The sequence below is a fragment of the Thermobifida cellulosilytica TB100 genome (assembly GCF_001517975.1).
Classification (GTDB): Bacteria; Actinomycetota; Actinomycetes; order Streptosporangiales; family Streptosporangiaceae; genus Thermobifida; species Thermobifida cellulosilytica.
The window spans coordinates 326,425-343,883 of record NZ_KQ950182.1; the positions used below are offsets into that span (position 1 = coordinate 326,425).

Annotated in this window: 11 protein-coding genes and 1 tRNA gene; 10 read left to right on the forward strand and 2 right to left on the reverse strand. The window is 72.4% G+C overall.

Going from position 1 to position 17,459, the window contains the following annotated elements:
• Positions 1–61: 61 nt before the first annotated feature.
• The 9 genes from topA (at position 62) to AC529_RS11615 (ending at position 14,691) form a co-directional block, all read left to right on the forward strand.
• Positions 62–2,806, forward strand: coding sequence for a type I DNA topoisomerase (topA, locus tag AC529_RS11575; protein WP_068756467.1), 2,745 nt, complete (start codon positions 62–64; stop codon positions 2,804–2,806).
• A gap of 168 nt (positions 2,807–2,974) precedes the next feature.
• Complete coding sequence (gene tmk, locus AC529_RS11580; protein WP_068756469.1) at positions 2,975–5,035, forward strand: dTMP kinase; 2,061 nt, start codon at positions 2,975–2,977, stop codon at positions 5,033–5,035.
• A 115-nt stretch (positions 5,036–5,150) separates the two neighbouring features.
• Positions 5,151–6,323, forward strand: coding sequence for a DNA polymerase III subunit delta' (locus AC529_RS11585; protein ID WP_068756470.1), 1,173 nt, complete (start codon positions 5,151–5,153; stop codon positions 6,321–6,323).
• 46 nt (positions 6,324–6,369) lie between these two features.
• Entirely contained in the window at positions 6,370–7,275 is a 906-nt protein-coding gene (locus AC529_RS11590) for a PSP1 domain-containing protein (RefSeq protein WP_068756472.1), read from the forward strand.
• The gene (locus tag AC529_RS11595; protein ID WP_068756474.1) at positions 7,211–8,755 is read left to right on the forward strand and encodes an alpha/beta hydrolase; all 1,545 of its coding nucleotides are present in this window, start codon (positions 7,211–7,213) and stop codon (positions 8,753–8,755) included. Before AC529_RS11590 ends, AC529_RS11595 begins: the two co-directional genes overlap by 65 nt.
• 274 nt (positions 8,756–9,029) lie before the next feature.
• Positions 9,030–10,493 (forward strand): aminotransferase class V-fold PLP-dependent enzyme, encoded by a 1,464-nt coding sequence (locus tag AC529_RS11600; RefSeq protein ID WP_232306708.1) that lies wholly within the window; start codon positions 9,030–9,032, stop codon positions 10,491–10,493.
• Positions 10,494–10,561: 68 nt separating this feature from the next.
• Positions 10,562–10,635 (forward strand) — tRNA-Thr (locus AC529_RS11605).
• A gap of 315 nt (positions 10,636–10,950) precedes the next feature.
• Positions 10,951–13,962, forward strand: a complete 3,012-nt coding sequence (locus AC529_RS19650; protein WP_083948183.1) for a tetratricopeptide repeat protein — start codon at positions 10,951–10,953, stop codon at positions 13,960–13,962.
• A 279-nt stretch (positions 13,963–14,241) separates the two neighbouring features.
• Positions 14,242–14,691, forward strand: coding sequence for a DUF488 domain-containing protein (locus AC529_RS11615; protein WP_068756478.1), 450 nt, complete (start codon positions 14,242–14,244; stop codon positions 14,689–14,691).
• A 50-nt stretch (positions 14,692–14,741) separates the two neighbouring features.
• Here the strand turns inward: AC529_RS11615 and AC529_RS11620 are convergent, their stop codons facing one another.
• The gene (locus AC529_RS11620; protein ID WP_068756480.1) at positions 14,742–15,782 is read right to left on the reverse strand and encodes an NAD(P)-dependent alcohol dehydrogenase; all 1,041 of its coding nucleotides are present in this window, start codon (positions 15,780–15,782) and stop codon (positions 14,742–14,744) included.
• A 249-nt stretch (positions 15,783–16,031) separates the two neighbouring features.
• Between AC529_RS11620 and AC529_RS11625 the strand changes: the two genes are divergently transcribed.
• Complete coding sequence (locus AC529_RS11625) at positions 16,032–16,379, forward strand: hypothetical protein (protein WP_068756482.1); 348 nt, start codon at positions 16,032–16,034, stop codon at positions 16,377–16,379.
• Between the two features lie 4 nt (positions 16,380–16,383).
• Here AC529_RS11625 and AC529_RS11630 read toward each other — a convergent pair.
• Positions 16,384–17,459: family 4 glycosyl hydrolase (locus tag AC529_RS11630; RefSeq protein WP_068756484.1), on the reverse strand; the 1,076-nt coding region annotated here is incomplete at its 5' end.

The window sequence follows — 17,459 nt, forward strand, 5'->3', positions numbered from 1 at the left end:
CAACCGACACCGCGCGTCGCGGAGTGGACGCGCGAACGCGAGGCGAGACGTAGGGGAAGACGTGCCACCCAAGAAGGGCAGTGCCGGAAACAGCGCTAAGGACACCGCACGGGGCGGAGGGAACAAGCTCGTCATCGTCGAGTCGCCGGCCAAGGCCAAGACGATCGCGGGCTACCTCGGCAGCGGCTACGTGGTGGAGTCCAGCATCGGCCACATCCGGGACCTGCCGACCAAGGCCGCGGAGATCCCGGCCCGCTACAAGGACGAGTCGTGGGCGCGCCTGGGGGTGAACGTCGACCACGACTTCGAGCCGCTCTACGTCGTCAACACCGACAAGAAGGCCCAGGTCAAGAAGCTCAAGGAACTGCTCGCCCAGGCCGACGAGCTCTACCTGGCCACCGATGAGGACCGCGAGGGCGAGGCGATCGCCTGGCACCTGCGCGAGGAGCTCAAGCCGACGATCCCGGTCCGGCGCATGGTGTTCAACGAGATCACCAAGGAGGCCATCCGCCGGGCCGCCCAGCACACCCGCGACCTCAACCTGCGCCTGGTCGACGCCCAGGAGACCCGCCGCATCCTCGACCGGCTCTACGGCTACGAGGTCTCCCCGGTGCTGTGGAAGAAGGTCATGCCCAGCCTCTCGGCGGGCCGGGTGCAGTCCGTGGCGACCCGCCTGGTGGTCGAGCGGGAGCGCGAGCGCATCGCGTTCACCGCGGCCGAGTACTGGGGGCTCAGGGCCGTCTTCGACGTGGCCCCCGGGGCGGGCGGGGACGAGCCGACCGCCTTCCCGGCCACGCTGACCGGGCTCGACGGCGCCCGCGTCGCCCAGGGGCGCGACTTCACCTCCCAGGGCGTGCTGCGCTCCCCGCAGGGCGTGCGCCACCTCGACGAGGAGACCGCCCGCGGGCTCGCCGAACGCCTCAGCGGAGCCCGGTACACGGTGCGCTCGGTGGAGCGCAAGCCCTACCGGCGCTCGCCGTACGCGCCCTTCCGCACCACCACCCTGCAACAGGAGTCCTCCCGCAAGCTCGGCCTGTCGGCCAAGCAGACCATGCAGGTGGCGCAGCGGCTGTACGAGAACGGCTACATCACCTACATGCGCACCGACAGCACCACCCTGTCGGAGAGCGCGGTGGCCGCCGCCCGCGCGCAGGTCGCCAGCCTGTACGGCAGGGACTACCTGCCGGCCAAGCCGCGCACCTACACCAGCAAGGTCAAGAACGCCCAGGAGGCCCACGAGGCGATCCGCCCCGCCGGCGACACCTTCCGCACCCCCGCCGAGACCGGGCTGAGCGGGGTCGAGCTCCGCCTCTACGAGCTCATCTGGAAGCGCACCGTCGCCTCCCAGATGAAGGACGCCGTCGGCGAGTCGGTGAGCGTCCGCGTCGAGGGCGTCTCCAGCGCCGGAGAGCACGCGGAGTTCTCCGCCACCGGCAAGATCATCACCTTCCACGGCTTCCTCAAGGCCTACGTCGAGGGCTCCGACGACCCGCAGGCCGAACTCGACGACCGGGAGCGGCGGCTGCCCGCCCTGGCCGAGGGCGACCCGCTGCGCGCCGAGAGCGTCGAAGCCGAGGGGCACAGCACCCGCCCGCCCGCCCGCTACACCGAGGCGTCGCTGGTCAAGGAGCTGGAGGAGCGCGAGATCGGCCGCCCCTCCACCTACGCCACCATCATCGGCACCATCCTCGAACGCGGCTACGTGTTCAAGAAGGGCTCGGCGCTGGTCCCGTCCTTCCTGGCCTTCGCCGTGGTGCAACTGCTGGAGCGGCACTTCGGCCACCTGGTCGACTACGACTTCACCGCGCGCATGGAGGACGTGCTCGACGCCATCGCCCGCGGCGAGGCCGAGCGGGTCCCGTGGCTGCGCCGGTTCTACTACGGCGCCGACGGCGAGGCCGGACTGAAGGAGCTGGTCAGCGACCAGCTCGGGGAGATCGACCCCAAGGAGATCAGCTCCTTCCCGCTGCCCGGCACCGACATCGTGCTGCGGGTCGGCCGCTACGGCCCCTACCTGGAGCGCAACGGCGAGCGGGTGAACGTGCCCGAGGACCTCGCCCCGGACGAGCTGACCAGGGAGCGGGCCGAGGAGCTGTTCGCCCAGCCCAGCGGGGACCGCGAGCTCGGCAAGGACCCGGAGACGGGGCGGACCGTCGTGGTCCGCAACGGCCGCTTCGGCCCCTACGTCACCGAGATCATCGAGGAGGCCGAGACCGCCGAGGCCGCGACCAAGGCCAAGGGGCGCCGCAAGACCGCCGCGCCCAAGCCGCGCACCGCCTCCCTGCTCAAGTCCATGTCGCTGGACACGATCACCCTGGAGGACGCGCTGAAGCTGCTGTCGCTGCCGCGCGTGGTCGGGGAGATCGACGGCGAGCAGGTCACGGCGCAGAACGGGCGCTTCGGGCCGTACCTGAAGAAGGGCAGCGACAGCCGCTCGCTGGAGACCGAGGAGCAGATGTTCACGGTCACCATCGAGGAGGCCCGGGAGCTGTTCGCCCAGCCCAAGAAGCGGGGCCGCCGCGCCGCCGCGCCGCCGCTGCGCGAACTCGGCGCCGACCCGCAGACCGGCAGGCCCATGGTGATCAAGGAAGGGCGGTTCGGCCCCTACGTCACCGACGGCGAGAGCAACGCCTCCCTGCGCAAGGGCGACGACGTGGAGTCGCTGACGGTGGAGCGCGCCTCCGAGCTGCTGGCCGAGCGCCGGGCCAAGGCCCCGGTGAAGAAGACGGCGTCCCGGAGCACCGCGAAGAAGACGACCACGGCCAAGAAGACCACCGCGAAGAAGACCGCCGCCAAGAAGTCCTGAACGGACGGCGAACCTGTCGAGAGGGCCCCGGATTCCGGGGCCCTCCCCCGTACGCTGGGAGAAGAGGGGAAGACCGCCGGGGATAGAGGTGGAAAGATGTCCGGAATTGCCGGTATCGGGCCGTCCGTAAGCGTTGCATGATTCGCCCCCGTCGCTACTCTGGTCGCCATGAGCAGACCCGCACCCCTCGGAGCGCCCGGCGAGGCGCGCACCGTTCTCGCGATCACGCCGTTCCGGCGGCTGTGGCTCTCGCTGTCCCTCTCCAGCCTCGGTGACTGGCTGAGCCTGCTGGCGCTGGTGTCCCTTGCCGCGATCCTCACCGAGGGCGAGGAGACGGTGATCCAGTACTTCGCGGTCAGCGGAGTGGTGGTCCTCAAGGTGCTCCCCTCGGTGCTGCTCAGCCCGATCGCGGGGGTGCTGGCCGATCACGTCGACCGCCGCCTCACCATGGTCGTCAGCGACGTCGTCCGCGGCCTGCTCTACATCTCCATCCCCGTCGTGGGGCGGCTGGACTGGCTGCTCATCGCCAACTTCCTGGCCGAGTGCGTGGCGCTGTTCTGGGCGCCCGCCAAGGACGCCACCGTGCCCAACCTGGTGCCCCGGCACCGGCTGGAGCAGGCCAACCAGCTCAGCCTGCTCACCACCTACGGCTCGGCGCCGGTCGCCGCGGCGCTGTTCGCGCTGCTGGCCTCCCTCAGCACGGTGCTGGGCGGCTTCTTCCCCGCGATGCGCACGCCCGAGGCGGACATCGCCCTCTACCTCAACGGCGTCACCTTCTTCATCGCCGCCGCCGTCGTCTGGCGGCTGCCCATCCCCGCCACCCGCGCCGCCGACGACCCCAAGCGCCCGTCGGTGTTCCGCGCGATCTGGGAGGGGCTGCGGTACGCCGGAACCACCCGGCTGGTGCGGGGCCTGCTGCTGGGCATGCTGGGCGCCTTCGGCGCGGGCGGCGCGGTCATCGGCGTGGCCCGCATCTACGTGACCCACCTCGGCGCGGGCAACGCCGGGTTCGGCGTGCTGTTCGGGGCGGTCTTCACCGGCATGGCGGTCGGCATGCTCCTCGGCCCGCGCGTGCTGCGCGACTTCAGCCGCCGCCGCCTGTTCGGCCTGTCCCTGCTGCTGGCCGGGGTGGCGCTGCTGCTCGTCGGCCTGTCCAGCGACATGGTGCTGTCCGCGGTGCTCACCGCGGTCCTGGGCGTCGGAGCCGGTATCGCCTGGGTGATCGGCCTGACCATGCTGGGCCAGGAGGTCGACGACGAGATCCGCGGCCGCACCTTCGCGTTCCTGCACGCCGTGGCCCGCGTGGTGCTGATGGGCTCGGTCGCCGCGGCCCCGCTGATCGCGGCGACGATGGGGGAGCAGACCTTCGAGGCGGGAGAGCTGACCTACCGGTTCCACGGCTCGGCCGGGGTGCTGCTGATCGCCGCGGGCCTGCTCATCCTGGTGTCGCTGGTGGCCTACTGGCAGATGAACGAGGGCCACGAGATGTCGCTGCTGGCCGAGCTGAAGGCCGTGCTGGGCGGCCGGAGCGCCGAGGACGACGCCCCCGAGCGGCCCGGCGGCCTGTTCGTGGTGCTCGAGGGCGGCGAGGGCTCCGGCAAGTCCACCCAGGTCCGCGAGATCGCCGTGTGGCTGCGCGAGGAGGGATTCGACGTCCTCACCACCCGCGAGCCGGGAGCCACCAAGCTGGGCATGCGGCTGCGCACGATGCTGCTGGACAAGGCGCACGCGGGCATGTCGGCCCGCACCGAGGCGCTGCTGTACGCGGCCGACCGCGCCGAGCACGTCGAGACGGTGATCCGGCCCGCGCTGGAGCGGGGCGCGATCGTGATCAGCGACCGCTACGTCGACTCCACCCTCGCCTACCAGGGCGCCGGGCGGGAACTGGGCGTCGACGAGGTCGCCCGGCTCAACGACTGGGCCACCGGGCGGCTGGTGCCGGACCTGACCATCCTGCTGGACCTGCCCGCCGAGGAGGGGCTGCGGCGCCACGCCGACCGCCCCGCCGACCGGCTGGAGTCGGAGACCCTGGAGTTCCACGAGCGGGTCCGCCGCGGCTTCCTGGAACTGGCCGACCGCCACCCCGAGCGCTACCTGGTGCTGGACGCCCGGGAGCCGCAGGAGGCCGTCACCAAGGCCATCCGGCGGCACCTGCGCAAGATGCTGCCCGACCCGGTGCCCGACGACGCCGAGGCGATCACCGGGATGATCCCGATCATCAAGGAGTGACCGGTGGGGCGGGTGCCGCGGCACCCGCCCCACCGCCGTCAGGGGCACGCGGCGGACCCGGCGGCGGGGCCGAACCCGCCCCCGAAGTCGGTCCGTCCTCCTATGCTGAGCGGTGATGAGCGTCTTCGACGACCTGGTGGGCCAGGACACGGTGATCGGGCAGTTGCGTTCGGCCGCGCGCGCGGCCGACGACCTGCTCTCCGGCGGCGACGGCGCGGGCATGACGCACGCGTGGCTGTTCACCGGGCCGCCCGGATCGGGGCGGTCGCAGGCCGCCCGGGCGTTCGCCGCCGCCCTGCAGTGCGGCGACGGAGGCTGCGGCCACTGCCCCTCCTGCCACCAGGTGGCCGCGGGCACCCACCCCGACGTGCTGTACGTGCGCCCCAGCGGGCTCAGCTTCGGCGTGGAGCAGACCCGCGAGCTGGTCATGCGCGCGGCCTCCAGCCCCACCGCGGGCCGCTTCCGGGTGGTGCTGTTCGAGGACGCCGACCGGGCCACCGAAGCCGCCTCCAACGCCCTGCTCAAAGCCGTGGAGGAGCCCGCCCCGCGCACGGTGTGGCTGCTGTGCACCCCCACCGCCGAGGACCTGCTCGTCACCATCCGCTCCCGCTGCCGCCTGGTGACCCTGCGCACCCCGTCCACCCGGGCGATCGTCGACGCCCTGGTCCGGCGGGACGGGGTCGACGAGGCCCGCGCCGCCGAGGCGGCCCGCGCCGCGGCCGGACACCTGGAGCGCGCCCGCGCCCTGGCCACCGACCCGGCCGCCCGCCGACGGCGCGAGGAGGTCCTCTCCCTCCCCGCCCGCCTCGACAGCCTCGGCGCCTGCGTGCAGGCCGCCGCGCGGCTGTACGAGATCGCCGAGACCGAGGCCAAGGAGACCACCGAGGCCCTCGACGAGCAGGAGAAGGCCGACCTCAAGGCCGCGTTCGGCGAGGGCGCCACCGGGCGGGGCGTGGCCAAGGCCGTGCGGGGCGCGGCCGGAGCCCTCAAGGAGCTGGAGGAGCGGCAGAAGCGCCGCGCCACCCGCGTCAAACGCGACGCCTACGACACCTTCCTCATGGACCTGGTCGCCTTCTACCGCGACGTGCTGGCCCTCCAGCTCGGCGCGTCGGTGGAGCTGTCCACCGGCGACCACGACGCCGACCTGCGCCGCGTCGCACGCTCCAGCACCCCGGAGGCCACCCTGCGCCGCATCGACGCCGTCATGGAGTGCCGCCGCCGGATCGCCGCCAACGTCCACCCCCAGATCGCCATGGAGGCCATGACCACGGCCCTGTACCTGGGCTGACCCGCCGCTCTGGTGGCGGCCGCCCACCGGCGCCTACCCTGACCCCATGCCGATGATGATGGCGGTGGTCTTCGAACGGTACGGGCGGCTCCACTACCTCGACCCGGGGGAGACCAGCCCCCGCGTGGGCGACCGGGTGCTCGTCCCCACCGACGCGGGCCCCGAGGTCGCCGAGTGCGTGTGGCCGCCGCAGTGGGTCAGCGAGGACGTCGACGGGCTCCCGGTCTGCCTGGGCCTCGCCACCGAGGAGGACGTGGCCCGCGCGGAGCGGGCCCGCCGCCGCCGGGCCGAGGCGCGCCGCGCCGCCCGGCGGCTGATCCGCGCCCGCGGACTCGACATGAAGGTCGTCGGGGTCGACCACGCCGCCGGCAGCGACTCCTTCGTCATCTACTTCACATCGCCCACCAGAGTGGACTTCCGCGCCCTGGTGCGCGAACTGAGCCGTACCCTGTCAGCACGGGTACGGCTCACCAGGCTCTCCGCGCGCGAGGAGGCCCGCCTGCGGGGCGGGATCGGCTCGTGCGGGCGCGACCTGTGCTGTGCGACCTTCCTCACCGACTTCGAGCCGGTGACGATGCGCATGGCCCGGGCGCAGAACCTGCCCGCCAACCCCATGCGGATCTCGGGCGCCTGCGGCAAGCTGATGTGCTGCCTGAGATACGAGCACGAGCTGTACCAGGAGTTCCGGGCGGACCTGCCCCGGGGGACCCGGGTGCGCGTGCCCGACGGCGACGGGGTCGTCATCGGACACGACGTCCCGGCGGAGAAGGTCGTGGTCCGGATCGACGGCACCGGACGGCGCTGCGCGTGCGACCGCGCGGACGTCTGCGGTCCCAGACAGGCATACGAAAGCGCCCGACAGGGCGGGACACAGAGAGCGGGAGCGAGTGGGAGCGAAGGGCTGGACCGGTGCGGCGCTGGCGATCGTGCTGCTGGCGACGGGATGCGCTGAGGCGGATCAGGCGGACCGCGACGCGGCACCGGAGGCGGCAGGGCCGCTGGCCGCCTTCTACGGCCAGGAGATCGCCTGGGAGGACTGCGACGGGGACTTCCAGTGCGGCACCTTCGAAGTCCCCATGGACTACGACGACCCGTCCGGGCCGCGCCTGGAGATCGCGGTGAAGCGGCTGCCCGCCTCCGGCGGCGACCCGGTCGGCTCGCTGGTGGTCAACCCCGGCGGGCCGGGCGGCTCCGGCCTGGACTACGTCAGCGGCGCCTTCCTCACCTTCGGCGAGGAGGTCCTCGAACAGTTCGACATCGTCGGCTTCGACCCGCGCGGGGTGGGCCAGAGCTCCCCGGTGTACTGCATGGACAGCGTGGAACTGGACGAGTTCCTCGGCTTCCAGTTGGACAGCGCGGACGGCTCCGGCGACCCCGCCGCACCCACCGACGCCAGCCTCGAGGAGTTCGTCCGGCTCAACCGCGAGTTCGTCCAGGCGTGCCAGGAGCGCTCCGGCGAGCTGATCCACCACGTGGGCACCGCCGACGTCGCCCGGGACCTGGACGTGCTGCGCGCGGTGCTCGGCGACGACGGGCTCACCTACCTCGGCAAGTCCTACGGCACCTCCATCGGCGCCCACTACGCCGAACTGTTCGGCGAGAACGTGCGGGCGCTGGTGCTGGACGGCGCGGTCGCCCTCGACGGCGACCAGTTGGAGCTCAGCGTCGAGCAGGCAGGCGGCTTCACCACGGCGCTGCGCGCCTTCGTCGAGGACTGCCTGGGCCTGCCCGACTGCCCGCTGGCGGACGGCGACGGCGCCACCGTGGAGGACGGCATCGCGCGGATCGGCGACCTGCTGGAGCAGGCCGCCGCCGAACCGCTGGTCAACCGGCTGGACGACCGCGAGATCAACCGGACCCGCGTGGAGCTGGGAGTGCTCACCGCGCTGTACAGCGAGTCGTTCTGGCCCGAGGTGCGCACCGGGCTCACCGAGGCGATCGAGGACGGCGACGGCACCGTGCTGCTCCAGCTCGGCGACGTGCTGTACGGCCGCGACGACGAGGACGCCTACGAGAACTCCGTGGCCGCGCTGGTCGCGGTGAACTGCGCGGATAACCCCGGCCCGCGCGACCTCGACGCCTACGAGGAGGCCGCGCGCACCGTGGGCCAGACGGCGCCGCTGTTCGGCCCCTCCCTCGCGTGGGGGGCGCTGACCTGCGCCTACTGGCCGGAGGAGGCGCAGGAGGACAGGGTGGCCGAGATCGACGGCGACGGCGCGCCGCCCGTCCTGGTCGTGGGCACCACCCGCGACTCCGCCACCCCCTACCAGTGGGCCGAGGAGATGGCTGAGACGCTCGACTCGGGGGTACTGCTCACGTGGGAGGGGGACGGCCACACCGCCTACGGCTCGGACAGTTGCGTGGACGGTCTGGTCGACGCCTACCTGCTGGAGGTCAGGGTTCCCGAGGACGGGACGGTCTGCGCTCTGTGAGCGGCGTGCCGGACGCGGGGGTTCCGGCGGAGCTGACGGTGCCGCTGAGCGGACGGTACAGCCTTCGCCAGTTAATACCGGCGACATCTGGGACCGTTTAAATTCTGCCCAAAATTCGCTCGACAACGGGGGAGTGGTCGCTTTTGGAGGGAATGTCCGCTCAGGGACGGCGTCAAGCGGGGGGAGCGGCATGAAACCGACGAGGAATCTCTCGACTCCGGCCGCCGCGGGAACGGGAGCCGACACCGCGGCGGCTCCGGCACGGACACCCGCGGTGCCCGGCCAGACCGCGTTCCTCGACGCCTACCCCGACTACGTCGACACCACCGTGCTCGACCGGCTCCGGGCGACCGAGTACCGGTACCTCGACGACAAGAACCACCTCTACCTGGACTACACCGGGGGCGGTCTGCCCGCCGAGGCCCAGATCAAAGCGCACGCCCAACGGGTGGAGGGGGACTGCTACGGCAACCCCCACTCGGCCAACCCGACCTCGCGGGCGTCCACCGAACTGGTCGAGCAGGCCAGGACCGCGGTCCTGGAGTTCTTCAACGCCTCCCCCGACGAGTACACGGCCGTCTTCACCCCCAACGCCACCGGCGCCTGCCACCTGGTGGGGGAGGCGTACCCGTTCGAGCCGGGAACACGGTTCGTGCAACTGGCCGACAACCACAACTCGGTGAACGGGATCCGCGAGTTCGCGCGCAGCCGCGGGGCGCAGATCGACACCATCGACCTGGTGCCGCTCGAGCTGCGCGCGGAGGAGGACGAGGTGCGCTCCTCCCTGGGCCGCCCCGTCCCCGAGGCGCTGCGGCCCTCCCGGCCCGACGGCGACGAGGTGCGCTCCGGACTGTTCGCCTACCCGGCGCAGAGCAACTTCACCGGGGTCCAGCACCCCCTGGAGTGGATCGACCTCGCCCACAGCCACGGCTTCGACGTGCTGCTGGACGCCGCCGCCTACGCGCCCGCCAACCGGATCGACCTCGCCCGGATCAAACCCGACTTCATGCCGGTGAGCTGGTACAAGCTGTTCGGCTACCCCACCGGCCTGGGCTGCCTGGTGGCGCGCCGGGAGGCCCTGGCGCGGCTGCGGCGGCCCTGGTTCGCGGGCGGCACGATCCGCGCCGTCAGCGTGCTGGGCGACTGGTACCAGTTGATGGACGGACCGGCCGCGTTCGAGGACGGCACCGTCAACTACCTGTCGATCCCCGACGTGGAGATCGGACTGCGCTGGCTCACCGCCATCGGCATGGAGACCGTCCGCACCCGGGTGCGATGTCTCACCGGCTGGCTGCTGGACCACCTGTCCGAGGCCCGGCACTCCAACGGCACGCCGCTGGTGCGCATCTACGGCCCCACCACCACCGAGGCGCGCGGCGGAACGGTCGCCTTCAACTTCCTCGACCCCTCCGGGCGCGTCGTCGACGAACGGGCCGTCGCCCGCGACGCCGCGCGCGCCAACATCTCCCTGCGCACCGGCTGTTTCTGCAACCCGGGGGCGGGCGAGGCCGCCTTCGGGCTGCACCGCGACGACCTGCGCCGGCCCGGGCTGCCCGCCGCCGCCACCCTCGACGAGGTCCTGGCCGCCATCGGCATGCCCACGGCCGGGGCGATCCGCATCTCCGTGGGCCTGGTCAGCACCCTGGAGGACGTGTCGCGCTTCCTGGAGTTCGCCCTCTCCACCTACCTGGACCGCTTCCCCGACACCGAAGGGCTCCCGCCCCGCCTGTCCTGCTGACCGCCCGATATCGGTTCCAGCCACGCGCGCGGACACGCTAGACTGGCAGCGCCTCCCTGCGAGGCGGTGCCGCCTTAGCTCAGTCGGCCAGAGCGACGCACTCGTAATGCGTAGGTCGAGGGTTCGATTCCCTCAGGCGGCTCCCAGGTCAAAGGGCCCCTCCCGAGTCCGGGAGGGGCCCTTCGCGCATGCCCTTGCCCACACGGCTCGGCCGTGGCAGTCAGCGGGTGTCCGGTGGAACCGCGCGTCTCTGCCGGTTCGCGGCTGAGGACTCCGGCGCGATCGGGCACCACGGAGCGGGAACCGAGATCGCCGCGTGCCGTGCTGTTCCGTGTGCTGACCTTTCTGGCGAGTGGTGCCGTTCTGTCTGTTTCCGGCTTTCGGGAGCGGGCGGGCGGTACGCTGCGTCCCACAAACCAGGGTGGGGACGGCCATCCGGTGCGGTGGAGGGATGCGCGTGCGGCGACGTGTGGTCGGACTGTTCTTCCTGGTCGCCTTTCTCGCGCTCGGGGCGGCGGCCCCGGAACTGCTGGCCGTCTTCGAGATCGAGGTGCCCTGGGCCAGAGCCCTCGGCCTCGCGGTCGCCACGGTGGCCGGGGCGGCACTCCTCACCTGGCAGGCCCGCTACGAGCGGGAGGCGGAGCGTCGCGATCAGCAGGCCCTTGCTGTTGCCGAGGGCTGTCTGAGCCTGCCTTCGGGGAAACTCCCCAGGGTCCGCCAGCTCGACGACCCCCGGGACTGGGGCGTGCACCCGGCCGCCGCCAGCAGTAGTGCCGACCCGGTGCCGCCGTTCGTGCCGCGTGACGTCGACGAGGAACTGCGCGCCCGACTCGCCGAGAACACGTTCGTGCTGGTGGTGGGGGACTCCACGGCGGGCAAGACCCGGTGCGCCTTCGAAGCGGTCCGCGCTGTCCTGCCCGACCACACCCTGATCATCCCCGCCACCGCTGGAGGGATCGGGGCCGCGCTGCGCGCCGCCAACGAACAGCGCAGGTGTGTGCTGTGGCTTGACGACCTCAACACCTGGTTCTCCTCGCCCGAGCTGACCCGGGATGCCCTCTCCCGCCTGCTCGCCCCCGAAGGCCGCCGTCACCGGGTCGTGGTGGCCACCCTGCGCGCGGCCGAGGAGAACCGGTGGCGCAGTGTTCCTGAGGACGGTGCGGCCGCCGACACCTGTCACAGGGTCCAGGCCCTGCTGGGGCGTGCCCACCGGATCTTCCTGCCCCGCCTGTTCAGTCCTGCCGAGCGCGAACGCGCCCGGCTTCGTGCCCATGATCGGCGTATCGCCGATGCCCTGGAGCATGCGGAGGAGTACGGGGTGGCCGAGTACCTGGCCAACGGGCCGCAACTGCTGGCCGAGTGGGAGAACGCGTGGAGCGCCAACACCGACCCGCGGGCTCCCAGCCGGCCCCGTGGCGCCTGCCTGGTCGCCGCCGCCGTGGACCTGCGCCGTGCGGGTTACGCCTCCCCCCTGTCTCGGAAGCTCATCACAGAGGTGCACGGTTACTACCTCGACCACCGCGGCGGGGAACGTCTCAACCCCGAACCCCCGGAAGCCGCCTGGGAGTGGGCTGTGCGGCCGCGTCGCGGCACCACCCGTCTGCTCACCCCCCACGGTCCCGACCGCGTGGACGTGTTCGACTACCTGGTGGATGCGGTCCAACGCCGTACGCCTGCGGGCGAGCACGTGCCCGAGCCCGTCGTCACCGCCGCCCTGGCCCATGCGGGCGCGGCCGACGCCCACGCCATCGGCACCACCGCGCATGCCCAGGGCCGCTACCGGCTGGCCGAACGCGCCTACCGCCAGGCCCTCACCGCCCACACCGCCACCCTCGGCCCCACCCACCCCCACACCCTGGCCAGCCGGGGCAACCTCGCCCTCGTCCTGCAAGCCCTGGGGCGCCTGGAGGATGCCGAGGCCGAACACCGCGCTGAGCTGGAGATCTGCCGTCGTGTTCTGGGCGAGGACCACCCCGACACCCTCACCAGCCGCAACAACCTCGCCTCGGTCCTGTGGGCGTTGGGCCGTCTGGAGGAGGCCGAGGCCGAGCACCGCGCAGTCCTGGAGGCCCGCCGCCGCCTGGGTGAGGACCACCCCGCCACCCTGAGCAGCCGCAGCAACCTCGCCTCGGTCCTGCACGACCTGGGCCGCCTCGAGGAAGCCGAAGCCGAACACCGCGCAGTCCTGGAAACCCGCCGCCGCATCCTCGGCGAAGACCACCCCCACACCCTCACCAGCCGAGGCAACCTCGCCTTGGCCCTGCGGGCGCTGGGGCGTCTGGAGGAGGCCGAGGCCGAATACCGCGCCGAACTGGATGCCTGCCGCCGCGTCCTGGGTGAGGACCATCCCGACACTCTTGTCAGTCGAGGCAACCTCGCCTCGGTCCTGTGGGCGTTGGGCTGCCTGGAGGAGGCCGAGACCGAGCACCGCGCAGTCCTGGAGGTTCGCCGCCGCCTTCTGGGTGAGGACCACCCCGACACTCTCATCAGCCGCAGCAACCTCGCCCTCGTCCTGCGCGACCTGGGCCGTTTGGAGGAGGCCGAGGCCGAGCACCATGCAGTCCTGGAGGTTCGCCGCCGTGTTCTGGGCGAGGAACATCCTGCCACTCTGACCAGCCGGAACAATCTCGCCTCGGTCCTGCGGGCGTTGGGCCGCTTGGGGGAGGCCGAGGCCGAATACCGCGCTGAGCTGGAGATCTGCCGTCGTGTTCTGGGTGAGGAGCATCCCGACACTCTGACCAGCCGGAACAATCTCGCCTCGGTCCTGCAAGACCTGGGCCGTTTGGAGGAGGCCGAGACCGAGCACCGCGCAGTCCTGGATGCTTGCTGTCGTGTTCTGGGTGAGGAGCATCCCGACACTCTGACCAGCCGGAACAATCTCGCCTCGGTCCTGCAAGACCTGGGCCGTTTGGAGGAGGCCGAGACCGAGCACCGTGCAGTCCTGGATGCTTGCTGTCGTGTTCTGGGTGAGGACCACCCCACTACTCTGACCAGCCGGAACAATCTCGCCTCGGTCCTGTGGGCGTTGGGCTGCCTGGAGGAGGCCAAGGCCGAGCACCGTGCAGTCCTGGAAGCCCGCCGCCGAGTCTTGGGCGAAGACCACCCCGACACCCTGAGCAGCCGCAGCAACCTCGCCCTGGTCCTGCAAGACCTGGGACGCCTGGAGGAAGCCGAGGCCGAGCACCGTGCAGTCCTGGATGCTTGCTGTCGTGTTCTGGGCGAGGAACATCCTGCCACTCTGACCAGCCGGAACAATCTCGCCTCGGTCCTGTGGGCGTTGGGCTGCCTGGAGGAGGCCAAGGCCGAGCACCGTGCAGTCCTGGAAGCCCGCCGCCGAGTCTTGGGCGAAGACCACCCCGACACTCTCGCCAGCCGGGGCAACCTCGCCTCGGTCCTGCAAGACCTGGGGCGCTTAGAGGAAGCCGAAAGGGTCAGAAACGATCACACCCCCTCCCTGCCTCCGGAGTGAGCGTGCTCGATGTGTGCCCGTTGCCGTGTGCGAGGACGGGGATCCAGGGCACAACCACGACATCCGTTCCGCTTGCTGCCCTTCGCCGACGTCCTGCCCACATGTGCCCGGCCGTCGTCGGGAGCCCGAACACCGTCCAGGCCAGGATCAGGCACAATCTGTGGACCGTTCCCTGCCGCTCTCCGGAGCAGTGCTGCGGTAGGCCCTCCCTCGCAGGGCGGCCGGTCCGCGCGCCGGTCGGGTGACGGGGGAGGCGGTAGGGAGGCGAAGGAGACAGCGATGGTCCAGGAAACAGCCCTCGGGCTCCTCGGAGTGGGCTACGAAGGACTGGACGTCGTCCGGTTCGTGGAGAGATTGCAGAGCCACGGCGTGTCTCTGCTGGTCGACATCCGGAAGACGCCGGTGTCGCGGAAACCCGGTCTCAGCAAGACCCGGCTGGGCGAGAGCCTGCGGGCCGCCGGGATCGAGTACCGGCACGCCCCCTGCCTGGGCAACCCGAAGTGGAACCGTCCGGGGTTCGCGGGCGAGCCGAGCGAACGGGAGGCGGCGCGGTCCGCCTACTCCGCGCTCCTGCGCAGCAACGAGGCGGACCGGTGGCTCCGGTGGATCGCGGAGCAGGCCGCGACGCGGACCGTGGCGTTGATGTGCGTCGAGGCCGACGAGGAGCGCTGCCACCGCTACGTGGCCCTCCGGGAGATCCGCAGGCGGACCGGCGGGCCCGCCGCCTGAGCCGGGCGGGCGAACAGCCCGGACCGACGACCGGCGGCCCCGGCCTCCGGTCAGCCCTCCGGCACCACGACCGCGCGGCCCTGGATCTTGCCCGCCTCCATGCGCTCGTACACCCGCGGCCCCTCCTCCAGGCCGTAGCGCTCCACGTGGACGTCGAGCGCGCCGCGGCGGGCCAGCTCCACCAGTTCGACCAGTTCCGGGCGGGTGCCCCAGTAGCTGGTGCTCACCCGGGTGCCGTACGGGGGCGAGAAGAACGACACCGGCAGCGAGCCCCCGCCGATGCCGACCACGTTGATGTCGGAGTCCAGCCCCGCCATCTGCGCGGCGAGGTCCACGGTGGCCTGCGCGCCCACGAAGTCGAACACCACCCGGGCGCCCGCGCCGTCGGTCAGTTCGCGCACGGTGTCCACGGCCTTCGGGTCGGAGGGCAGCGCCTGGTGGGCTCCGCTGCGCAGCGCCAGCTCCCGGCTCTCCTCGCGGATGTCCAGGGCCACCACGACGGTGGCGGACATCGCGCGCAGCAACTGGATGCCGACGTGGCCCAGCCCGCCCGCGCCGATGACCACGGTGACGCTGCCGGGCTCCAGCTTGGACAGGGAGCGCTTGACCGCGTGGTAGGGGGTGAGGCCGGCGTCGGTCAGCGGCACCGTCGTCACCGGGTCGAGGTCCCCGATCGGCACCAGGTGCCGTTCGGAGTCCACCAGCAGGTACTCCGCCAGCGCCCCGGGCCGTCCCAGGCCGGGAGGCACGATGCCCAGCCCGGCGGCGCGCGGGCAGTAGTTCTCCCGCCCTTGCGAGCAGGCGTGGCAGGTGCCGCACCCCCACGGGCCGTAGACCACGACGGAGTCGCCCTCCGAGACGGCGTGCACGTTCGCCCCGACCGCCGCGACCACTCCGGCGCCCTCGTGGCCCAGGGTGAGGGGGAGCTGGTACGGGAACTCCTCGGCGCTCCAGCCCATCACCGTCAGGTCGGAGTGGCACACCCCGGCCGCGGTCACCTTCAGCAGGATCTGCCCGGGGCCGGGTTCCGGCACGTCGACGTCGACGACCTGCGGCGGCCTGCCGATCTCCAGGTACTGCACGGCGCGCATGGTCTCCTCCTCCGTGAAACGGCACGACACGGGGACAGCTACCCGCCGGGAGCCCGCCATGCGGGCAGGGGCAGATCAGGTCCGGCGAGGCGCCTCGGATGCCGTTTCGGCAGGCAGGGGGCGCTTCCGCTGCCGTGGGGCCGCGGCGCGCCCGTGTGCGGGGCCGGGCAATCGGTGCGGGTACGGATTTGTTCCGACGCCCCGGAGCCAATACCCGACAGGCGGCACAGTGGCACTTAGTGTCGGAACATGGGCATGCTGCTGATGCTGGTCGCGCTGCTCGGAGCGGTCCTGGTGATGGCGGTCGGGATGGCGGTGGTGCGCTGGGGGGCGGAGTACCGGCTGGGCCGGATGTTCGGCGACGACGACATTGACCCGCTGCCCGGCGCCGACGGCGTCGGCGGGTACTGGCCGGTCCCCGTGGAGGGCGCCGGGCAGGAGCCGGTGCTGCCGCCGCACGTCCTGGCCCGGGTCCGCGTCCTGCTGAGGGAGGGGCGCGAGGCCGAGGCGGTCGAGGCCGTCCGCGAGGCGACGGGCATGGACCTGTACCGGGCGCGGGAGACGGTCGCCCTGGTCCGGCGGAACGGGGGGAAGTGAGCCGTCACGGCCGGGGCAGGATCTGCTCCAGTTCGGGGAAGGCGCGCAGGTAGCCGTCGAGCAGCCGCTGGGCGACGGCCACCGAGTCCACCAGGGGGTGGGTGGCGAAGGCGCGCAGCGCGGCGGCCCGCGAGCCGGTGTCCACGGCGGAGAGGACCTCGCGCTCCACCGCCTTGACCGTCCGGACCAGCGCCGCCTGGTGCGGGGCGAGCGGGTCGACGGCCAGGGGGCGGGCGCCGGAGGCGTCGACCAGGCAGGGCACCTCCACCACCGCGTCGGCGTCCAGGTCGGGCAGGGCGCCCCGGTTGCGGACGTTGACGACCAGCCGCGCGGGCCGGTCCAGGGCGATCGCCCGCATCACCGCCAGGGCCACCTGCTCGTAGCCGCCGCCGTCGAGGTCGGCCGGGTCGCGTTCGACGCCTCCGGCGGCGCGGCGGTTGTCGGCCATGTAGGTCTCCTCCCGCTCCCGCCGGGTCCGTTCCCACAGGTCGTAGGCGTCGGCGGGGCGGCGCGCGGCCTCCCGGTAGAACTCGCGCTGCTGCGCCACCAGTTGCTCGCCGCGGGTGCGGCCGCCCCCGGCGAGGGTGTGCGCGATCGCCTCCCGGGCCTCCCGTGCCAGGTAGTAGTAGTGCAGGTACTCGTTGGGCAGCGCGCCCAGGGCGCGCAGCCACGCCGCGCCGAACAGGCGGCCCTCCTCGAAGGAGGTGAGCGCGGCCTCGTCGGCGAGCAGCTCCGGCAGTCGGTCCCGCCCGTCGGCGTACAGGCCGCGCAGCCAGCCCAGGTGGTTGAGGCCCGCGTAGTCGAGGTGGACGCGGTCGGGGTCCAGGCCGAGCGCGCGCGCCGCCCGGCGGCCCAGGCCCACGGGGGAGTCGCAGATGCCCACGACGCGGTCGCCCAGCACCCGGGTCATCGCCTCGGTGATGAGCCCCGCGGGGTTGGTGAAGTTGACCACCCAGGCGTCGGGGGCGAGCCGTGCGACGCGCCGGGCGATGTCCACGGCCACCGGCACCGTGCGCAGGCCGTAGCTGATGCCGCCCGCGCCCACCGTCTCCTGGCCGAGCACCCCGGCGGCCAGGGCCA

Coding starts and splice junctions, on each gene's coding strand:
- AC529_RS11615 (WP_068756478.1), top strand. CDS start 14,242: ATGGTCCAGGAAACAGCCCTCGGGCTCCTCGGAGTGGGCTACGAAGGA.
- AC529_RS11590 (WP_068756472.1), top strand. CDS start 6,370: ATGCCGATGATGATGGCGGTGGTCTTCGAACGGTACGGGCGGCTCCAC.
- AC529_RS11625 (WP_068756482.1), top strand. CDS start 16,032: ATGGGCATGCTGCTGATGCTGGTCGCGCTGCTCGGAGCGGTCCTGGTG.
- tmk (WP_068756469.1), top strand. CDS start 2,975: ATGAGCAGACCCGCACCCCTCGGAGCGCCCGGCGAGGCGCGCACCGTT.
- AC529_RS11620 (WP_068756480.1), bottom strand. CDS start 15,782: ATGCGCGCCGTGCAGTACCTGGAGATCGGCAGGCCGCCGCAGGTCGTC.
- AC529_RS11585 (WP_068756470.1), top strand. CDS start 5,151: ATGAGCGTCTTCGACGACCTGGTGGGCCAGGACACGGTGATCGGGCAG.